Here is a 7,475-nt window from a genome sequence, read left to right as displayed (position 1 = left end):
GGCGGGCGCGCCGGTCCCCGCGTGAAGCCGGGGCGGCCCGAAACCCTCAGGCCGCCCGCAAGGCTCAGAGGATGCCGCGCCGGTGGTCTTCGCTCAGCTTGAGGATCGGGCGGCCAGGCAGGGTATCAGGCTGCACCCGCTGCCACAGACTTTCCCCGCCTGACGCTGCCGCCTGCTGCTCATGGCGGCAAATCCAGTCTTGTGCGCTTTTGATCCGGCCGGGGTGGATTTCATCGAGCAGGGCATAGTCGCGCGTGATGATCTCGTGCTTCCACGTGTTCCAGAAGCCGGTGAAGTTGTCGCGAAAGCTCATCGTGCTCTTGTCTTTGGGATCGGCATTGTAGCCGGCGGGAAGCGCGGCGATCCCGCCGAAGCGCGCGAAATAGCTGTCCAGGTCCGTATCGACATAGCGCGCGGGATGCCCTGTCACCTGCGTGAATGCCGCAGCCAGATCGGCATAGCGCACCGGCTCGATGCCGACGGCCAGGTCCATGCCATTGGCCCGGTCGCGATGGTCGAACAGCCAGCGCACGTAGTGTCCGCAGTCTTCCAGCGCGACGTGGACAACGGCGCCCTGGCCCAGTGGCACGCGCCAGGTCAGCACGCCCTCTTCCACGGCCGGGGTCATCGGCGTCTGCGCCGAGAATGCCATTTCCATGTAGGGGCCGGTGGTGAACAGCGCGCTGCCCATGCGCCCGGCGTTGTCGCGGTTCTGCGCCAGGATCCATTCGCCCATGCGGCCCTTGCCGTCATAGTGGCCGGTGCGGAACATCGAGCGGTAGCCGGCCTGCTTGAGCGTGTAATCGAGATTGCCATAGACGAAGAAGCGCACGCCTTCTTCGATCGCGATTTCGTAGGCGCGGATCGCCCAATAAGTCTCGGTCTTCTCGCCGGTGTTGAAGCCATCGATGTTGAGGAACACGCCCTGGCAAGCGCGCATCCCGGCGCGCAGCACGGCCTCATCGGCAAACGTGCCTTCCAGAAAATCGACTTGGTCCCATTGCGCCAAAGCGCGCGCCCGGGCCGAGTTCTTGTCACGAGTCAGCGCCAGAACCCGGTAGCGGCCATCCTGCACCAGTCCGCGGACCACCGGAAGGCCCTGGGCGCCGGTGGCACCGACGACGAATATGCGGGAAATTTCATCCATGCGTGACTCCTGGGTTGCAAGGTCGAGAATCGGCTCTCATGATGAGAGTCTATTAACTCCAATAATAAGAGTCACGGAATTTCGGAAAGGCGCCGACGATGCGATCCAAGAGTTTTGACGGCATGGCCTGCTCGATTGCCGAAGTCATGGCCGCGGTGGGAGACCGCTGGGGCCTGCTGATCATGCGCGATGTGTTGCTGGGGCTGACCCGCTATGACGATCTACGCCGCTCGACCGGGGCAACCAACGCGACCTTGTCGGACCGGCTCAAAAGCCTGGAAGAAGCCGGGCTGATCGAGAAAAGGCTCTACCAGGCGCGCCCGCCCCGCCATGACTATGTGCCCACGCTGCGTGGGCAGGATCTGGCCTTGCTGCTCCAGGCGATGGTGCAGATCGGGGATACGTGGCGCCGCCGTGCCGGGCAGGACGCGCCGCTGCGGATCGAGCAGGCCACGTCAGGGCGGCCCGTGCAACTGGTGCTTGCCGATGCCGAAACCGGGATGCCGACCGGCGCAACGCCGTTGCGCGTGGCGCCGGGACCCGGTGCTGACGAGGCCATGCAATGGCGTCTGGCCATGGGGGCCGAGACGCGGGCCATGCGGGTGGCTCCGGAAGGCCAAGCAGGCGGTGATTTGCTGTGAGGGGGCTCCCAATCTGAACTGCGGTCGCTACTCTAGAGCAGAGCAGTTTATGCCGTTGCCCGCGTGTACCGCTCCCGCTTGGCCTGCGTGGCCCGGCGTGCCTGGGCAAGGGCTTGCTCCTCGGTGGCAAACAGCAAGCCGTCGAGCACGGCGGCGAGGTGGGCACGCATGGCGGCGCGGGCCGCGTTGGCATCGCGGCTGCGCAAGGCATCGAGCACCGCGCAATGCTCTTCCACCACGGGCTTTACATTGGCGGTGCGTGCCTTGCTGTGCAGCAGGGCGGCTTCGGGCGAGGTCTGGCGCAAGTCCCACAGTTGCTCGATCGCATTGTAGATGGCCGAGTTGCGGGTCGCGCGGGCGATGGCCAGGTGGAATTCGCGATCGGCGCGCTCCGTTCCGGCGGGATCGTTGTTTTCCTGCGCAATATCATCGACCAGGCGCGCAACCTCGGTCAGCTCTTCATCGGTGATCTGGGTGGCGGCGAGCGCGGCCGCTTCGCCTTCGAACAACAGGCGCGCCTCGGTCAGTTCGAACGCCGAGACATCGAAACCCGGGCGATCGCCCTCGTTGGGCAGGCGCAGGACATAGGCCCCCGAACCCAGCCTGACTTCCACGAAGCCCTGCACTTCCAGCGCGATCATTGCCTCGCGCACGGTGGGCCGGCTTACGTCGAAGCGCAGCGCCAGTTCGCGCTCTGCCGGAAGCCGGGTGCCCAGCGGAAAGCGCCCCGCGGCCAGTTCCTCGACCAGCGATCGGGCCACGTCCTGGTACAGTCGCTCGCTGGTTTTGCCGTTCGTCATGACGCCTCTTTTTGGTAATGCCAATTTTCAAAACTTGACAGACCGAAATCGGTCGATCAATCGGTCTTACCACAATTGAATCGCTTTGTGAGGCCCAACGAACATGAAGATCACCGGTGCGCGCGTCATCGTCACCTGCCCGGGGCGCAACTTCGTGACGCTCAGGATCGAAACCGACCAGGGCGTCTATGGCATCGGTGATGGCACGCTCAACGGGCGCGAGCTTTCGGTGGTGGCCTATCTGGAAGAGCACGTGATTCCCTGCCTGATCGGCATGGACCCGCGCCGGATCGAGGATATCTGGCAGTATCTCTACCGTGGCGCCTATTGGCGGCGCGGCCCGGTGACGATGCGGGCAATCGCGGCGGTCGACATGGCGCTGTGGGATATCAAGGGCAAGATGGCCGGCATGCCGGTTTACCAATTGCTCGGCGGGCGCAGCCGCGACGGGATCATGGTCTATGGTCATGCCAATGGCAGCGACATTGCCGAAACGGTCGAGGCGGTCGGCCACTATATCGACCTGGGCTACAAGGCGATCCGCGCCCAGACTGGGGTTCCCGGCATCAAGGATGCCTATGGCGTGGGCCGGGGCAAGCTCTATTACGAGCCGGCCGATGCTGCGCTGCCCTCGGTGACCGGGTGGGATACGCGCAAGGCGCTGAACTATGTGCCCAAGCTGTTCGAGGAACTGCGCAAGACCTACGGCTTTGACCACCACCTGCTGCACGATGGCCACCACCGCTACACCCCGCAGGAGGCGGCCAACCTTGGCAAGATGCTCGAGCCATACCAGCTGTTCTGGCTGGAGGATTGCACGCCTGCGGAAAACCAGGAGGCGTTCAAGCTGGTGCGCCAGCATACGGTGACGCCGCTTGCCGTGGGTGAAATCTTCAACACGATCTGGGACGCGAAGGACCTGATCCAGAACCAGTTGATCGATTACATCCGCGCGACCGTGGTCGGCGCCGGCGGCCTTACCCACCTGCGCCGCATTGCCGATCTTGCCAGCCTCTACCAGGTGCGCACCGGCTGCCATGGCGCCACCGACCTGTCGCCGGTGACGATGGGCTGCGCGCTGCACTTCGATACCTGGGTGCCCAACTTTGGCATCCAGGAATACATGCGACACACGCCCGAGACCGACGCGGTCTTCCCGCATGACTACCACTTCGAGCACGGCGAATTGTTCTGCGGCGAAACCCCGGGGCACGGCGTCGATATCGATGAAAAGCTGGCGGCCAAGTATCCCTACAAGCCCGCCTATCTTCCGGTCGCCCGCCTCGAAGACGGCACGATGTGGAACTGGTGACGGCCTGAAGCACCGCCGATAACAACGAACGAGAGGGTCTACCGTGAAGGCAAACTGGCTTGCAGGACTGGCAATTGGCGCGTTGCTTGCGGTGACGGCGCAGGCCAGGGACGGGGGTGCTGTGGCCGCGGCAACGCAGGCTGGCGCTGAGGCGCGCACCGCCGTTGTCCTTGCCGATGGTTGGCGCTTTATCCAGGGTGACCCGGCCGGCGCGGCGCAACCGGCGTTTGACGATGCCGCGTGGCAGCCCGTGCGGGTGCCGCATACCTGGAACCGGATAGGCTATTACGAGCCCCGGGTCGGGGTGGGGCCCAACACGGCGGGCACGGTCGCCAAGTATCAGGGCGTGGGCTGGTATCGCCTTCGTTTTCCCTCGCCCGCACGGGCCAGCGGCGAGAAGGTGTGGCTGGAGTTCGATGCCGCAAGCCGCATTGCCGAAGTCTGGGTGAACGGCGTCAGGCTCGGCTCCCACGCCGGTGGGTTCAGCCGTTTTCGCTTTGATGCCACGTCGGCCCTGCGCCCGGGCGCCAGCAATATCGTTGCCGTACGCGTGGACAACAGCGCTCCGGTCGCCGGCAGTGCCACGGCCGACGTTTTGCCCTTGAGCGGCGATTTCTTCGTGCGCGGCGGGCTCTATCGGCCGGTGCGCCTGATCGTTACCAATCCGCTGCATATCGACCTGCTCGACCACGGCGGGCCGGGTGTTTATGCCACGACGACCAGCATTTCCGCCGGCGCGGCGCAGGTCCGTGTCCGTACCCGCCTGGCCAACGACACCGGGCGCGTGGCCAACGGCGCCGTGGTGGCGCGCCTGGTCGATGCCCAGGGGCGCGTTGCGGCCCAGGCCCGCGCGGTCTTTCGCCTGCCGATGGCCCAGGTATCGGAACAGCAGCAGGACCTGGCGGTGGCCAGGCCGCATCTGTGGCAGGGCACCGCCGATCCCTACCTCTATCGGTTGATCGTCGACGTCGTCGATGGACGCGGCCGCGTGGTCGACACGGTCGCGCAACCTTTCGGGATCCGCCAGGTCAGCATCGATCCGCAACGCGGTTTCCTGCTCAACGGCAAGGTGCTGGCCCTGCACGGCGTGGGGTTGCACCAGGATACCGAAACGTCTGACTGGGCGATGAGCGAGGCGGATATCGCCAGGACGTTCGCCACCATCCGCGACATGGGGGCCAACACCATACGGCTTACCCATTACCAGCACGGCGAGACGATCCATACGCTGGCAGACCGCTATGGCCTGGTGCTGTGGGACGAGATTCCGCTGGTCACGCAATGGACCCAGGGTGAGGCGATCAACCCCACCACGGCACTGGTGGGCAATGCGCAGCAGCAGCTTGCGGAATTGATCCGCCAGAACTTCAATCATCCCGCGGTGGCGTTCTGGGGCGTGGCCAACGAGGTTGATTTCGGGCCCAATCGCCCGGATTTCCTGGGCAAGCCACCCGCGGCGATTGCCGATCCCAAGGCGCTGGTCCGTCTGCTCGACCAGCAGGCACGCCAGGACGACCCTTCGCGACCGACGGTCATGGCGGCGTGCTGCCAGGGTGATCCGGCTGCCCCCGACATCGTCGGCTTGACGCAAGCCACGGCGGTTAACCGGTATTACGGCTGGTATTATGGCAAGCCCGCAGGGATCGGCCCCTATCTTGATGGCCTTCGTGCCAAGTATCCCCATCAGCCGCTCGCCCTTTCCGAATATGGCGCCGGCGGCGCGCTGACCTACCAGACCGATGACCCCGCCGGTGGCCCGGCCGACATAGCCGGGCCGCGCCAACCGGAAGGGTATCAGGCCTGGGTCCACGAGCAGACCTGGCCCTTGCTGCGCGATCGGCCATGGCTGTTTGGGACTTGGCTGTGGAACGCGTTCGATTTCGGCTCGACCGTCCGGCGCGAGGGGGACTCGGTCGACGTCAACACCAAGGGCCTGGTCACCTACGATGGCACGATCCGCAAGGACGCGTTCTATTATTATCGGGCCAACTGGTCTGTCGCGCCCACCGTGCATATCACCGGGCGTCGCTACACCCAGCGCGCCTACCCGGTCACCGACGTGCGGGTCTATAGCAATGCACCGCGCACCGAACTGGCGCTTAACGGGCGCAGCCTGGGGGGCAAGACCGATTGCCCGAACCGGGTCTGTGTCTGGTCAGGCGTGGCGCTCGCCGCGGGCGCCAATGTTCTGACGGCGACAGGGCAATTCGCGACGGGCGCGGTGGCGGATCGGATCGAATGGCAACTGGCCAGCGCCCAGGCCGGTGCATTCCGGATCGACGCCGGCGCCCTGGTCGCGGCGCATGCGCCCGATGCCGTGTTCGGATCGGATGCGTTCTTCAGCGGCGGAACGGCGCGGTCGGTGGATGTCTTCGCCCGTGGCCGCGCGCCCGTCCGCCCCGAGATTGCCGGCACGCGCAACCGCGATCTGGCCGCAACGTTCCGCGCCGGAGCGTTCAGCTATCGCATTCCCACCGGCCCCGGCGCGTTCACCGTGTCGCTGACCTTTGTCGAGCCTGCCGAACAACCGGGCAGCCGCATTTTTGACGTCGCGGCCAATGGCCAGACCGTGCTCAAGGGTTTTGACATTGCCGGCGCCGCAGGTGGGCCGCTGACCGAAGTGACGCGCTCGTTTCCGGTCACGGCGACAGACGGCGTGGTGACGATCGATTTCGTGCCGGTGAAGGGCGAGGCGGTCGTCTCTGCCATCACTGTCGTGCTGCGGCGCTGAACCATGGTGGCACCTGCCTTCGATGTGGTCTGCGTGGGTGAAGCCATGGTTGAACTTGCCGACGCAGGGGCCGGGCGTGGCTTTGGCCAGGGCGGCGACGCGCTCAATACCGCGTTGCATCTGGCACGCAGCGGATGGCGCACCGGCTTCCTGACGGCGCTGGGCAACGATCCCTTCAGCCAGGATCTGCGCACGGGATGGGTGGCCGAAGGGCTCGATGTGTCGCTGGTGCTGGCCCATCCCACCCGCGCCGTGGGCCTCTACGCCATCCGCACCGATGGCGATGGCGAGCGTTCGTTCCACTACTGGCGCGATGCCAGCGCTGCGCGCGACATGTTTGCCCTGCCGGGCATGGCAGCGGCCGTTGCCCTGGCCGAAGCGGCCCGCGTCCTGGTGTTTTCGCTGATTTCGCTTGCCATCCTGCCGGTCGAGGGGCGCCGCGCCTTGCTCGACCTGGCAGCAAGAGTCAGGGCGCGGGGCGGCCTTGTCGCGTTTGACGGCAACTATCGCCCGCGGCTGTGGCCCAGTGCCGGCGAAGCGGCGTCCTGGCGCGATGCCGCGATCGCGCGGGCCGATATCGGCTTTCCCACGCTGCAGGACGAGGACGATATCTCGCCCACCCCCCGGGAGGCGTGCCCCAGCCACTGGCAGCGTCTGGGGTGCCAGGAGGTGATCGTCAAGCTGGGCGCGCGGGGGTGCCGGCTGCCCGATGGCACGATCCTGCCGCCGCCCCAGGTGGTGCGGCCAGTGGACACCAGCGGGGCGGGCGACGCCTTCAACGCCGGTTACCTGGCGGCAAGGCTGCAAGGCCTGGCGCCGCGCGACTGCGGCCTGGCCGGCCATC

6 protein-coding genes are annotated in these 7,475 nt (G+C 66.1%); 4 read left to right on the top strand and 2 right to left on the bottom strand.

What is annotated here, in order from left to right:
* Nucleotides 1-64: 64 nt before the first annotated feature.
* Nucleotides 65-1,147, bottom strand: a complete 1,083-nt coding sequence (locus tag H926_RS0106965) for an NmrA family NAD(P)-binding protein (RefSeq protein ID WP_022675661.1) — start codon at nt 1,145-1,147, stop codon at nt 65-67.
* 98 nt (nt 1,148-1,245) lie between these two features.
* Here H926_RS0106965 and H926_RS0106960 point away from each other — a divergent pair, with 98 nt between their 5' ends.
* Nucleotides 1,246-1,788 (top strand): helix-turn-helix domain-containing protein, encoded by a 543-nt coding sequence (locus H926_RS0106960; protein ID WP_022675660.1) that lies wholly within the window; start codon nt 1,246-1,248, stop codon nt 1,786-1,788.
* A gap of 47 nt (nt 1,789-1,835) precedes the next feature.
* Here the strand turns inward: H926_RS0106960 and H926_RS0106955 are convergent, their stop codons facing one another.
* Nucleotides 1,836-2,588: a FadR/GntR family transcriptional regulator gene (locus H926_RS0106955; protein ID WP_022675659.1), complete on the bottom strand. Its 753-nt coding sequence runs from the start codon at nt 2,586-2,588 to the stop codon at nt 1,836-1,838.
* Nucleotides 2,589-2,691: 103 nt separating this feature from the next.
* On the opposite strand from H926_RS0106955, the gene manD reads away from it, so the two are divergent.
* The 3 genes from manD to H926_RS0106940 all read left to right on the top strand — a co-directional run.
* Nucleotides 2,692-3,900: a mannonate dehydratase gene (gene manD / locus H926_RS0106950; RefSeq protein WP_022675658.1), complete on the top strand. Its 1,209-nt coding sequence runs from the start codon at nt 2,692-2,694 to the stop codon at nt 3,898-3,900.
* Between the two features lie 121 nt (nt 3,901-4,021).
* Nucleotides 4,022-6,631 carry a glycoside hydrolase family 2 gene (locus H926_RS26075; protein ID WP_022675657.1) on the top strand — a complete coding sequence of 870 codons (2,610 nt, stop codon included), beginning with the start codon at nt 4,022-4,024 and terminating at the stop codon, nt 6,629-6,631.
* A 3-nt stretch (nt 6,632-6,634) separates the two neighbouring features.
* The coding region (locus tag H926_RS0106940) for a sugar kinase (RefSeq protein ID WP_022675656.1) at nt 6,635-7,475 on the top strand (841 nt) is incomplete at its 3' end.

Origin of the sequence: Novosphingobium sp. B-7 (assembly GCF_000410615.1) — a bacterium.
Taxonomy (GTDB): domain Bacteria; phylum Pseudomonadota; class Alphaproteobacteria; order Sphingomonadales; family Sphingomonadaceae; genus Novosphingobium; species Novosphingobium capsulatum.
Note: the sequence above shows the minus strand (reverse complement) of the source record. Positions and strands in the feature narration are given on the sequence as shown.

Bases quoted from the DNA above. Each gene is read 5' to 3' on its own strand.
- H926_RS0106965 (WP_022675661.1), bottom strand. From the start codon at position 1,147: ATGGATGAAATTTCCCGCATATTCGTCGTCGGTGCCACCGGCGCCCAG.
- H926_RS0106960 (WP_022675660.1), top strand. From the start codon at position 1,246: ATGCGATCCAAGAGTTTTGACGGCATGGCCTGCTCGATTGCCGAAGTC.
- H926_RS0106955 (WP_022675659.1), bottom strand. From the start codon at position 2,588: ATGACGAACGGCAAAACCAGCGAGCGACTGTACCAGGACGTGGCCCGA.
- manD (WP_022675658.1), top strand. From the start codon at position 2,692: ATGAAGATCACCGGTGCGCGCGTCATCGTCACCTGCCCGGGGCGCAAC.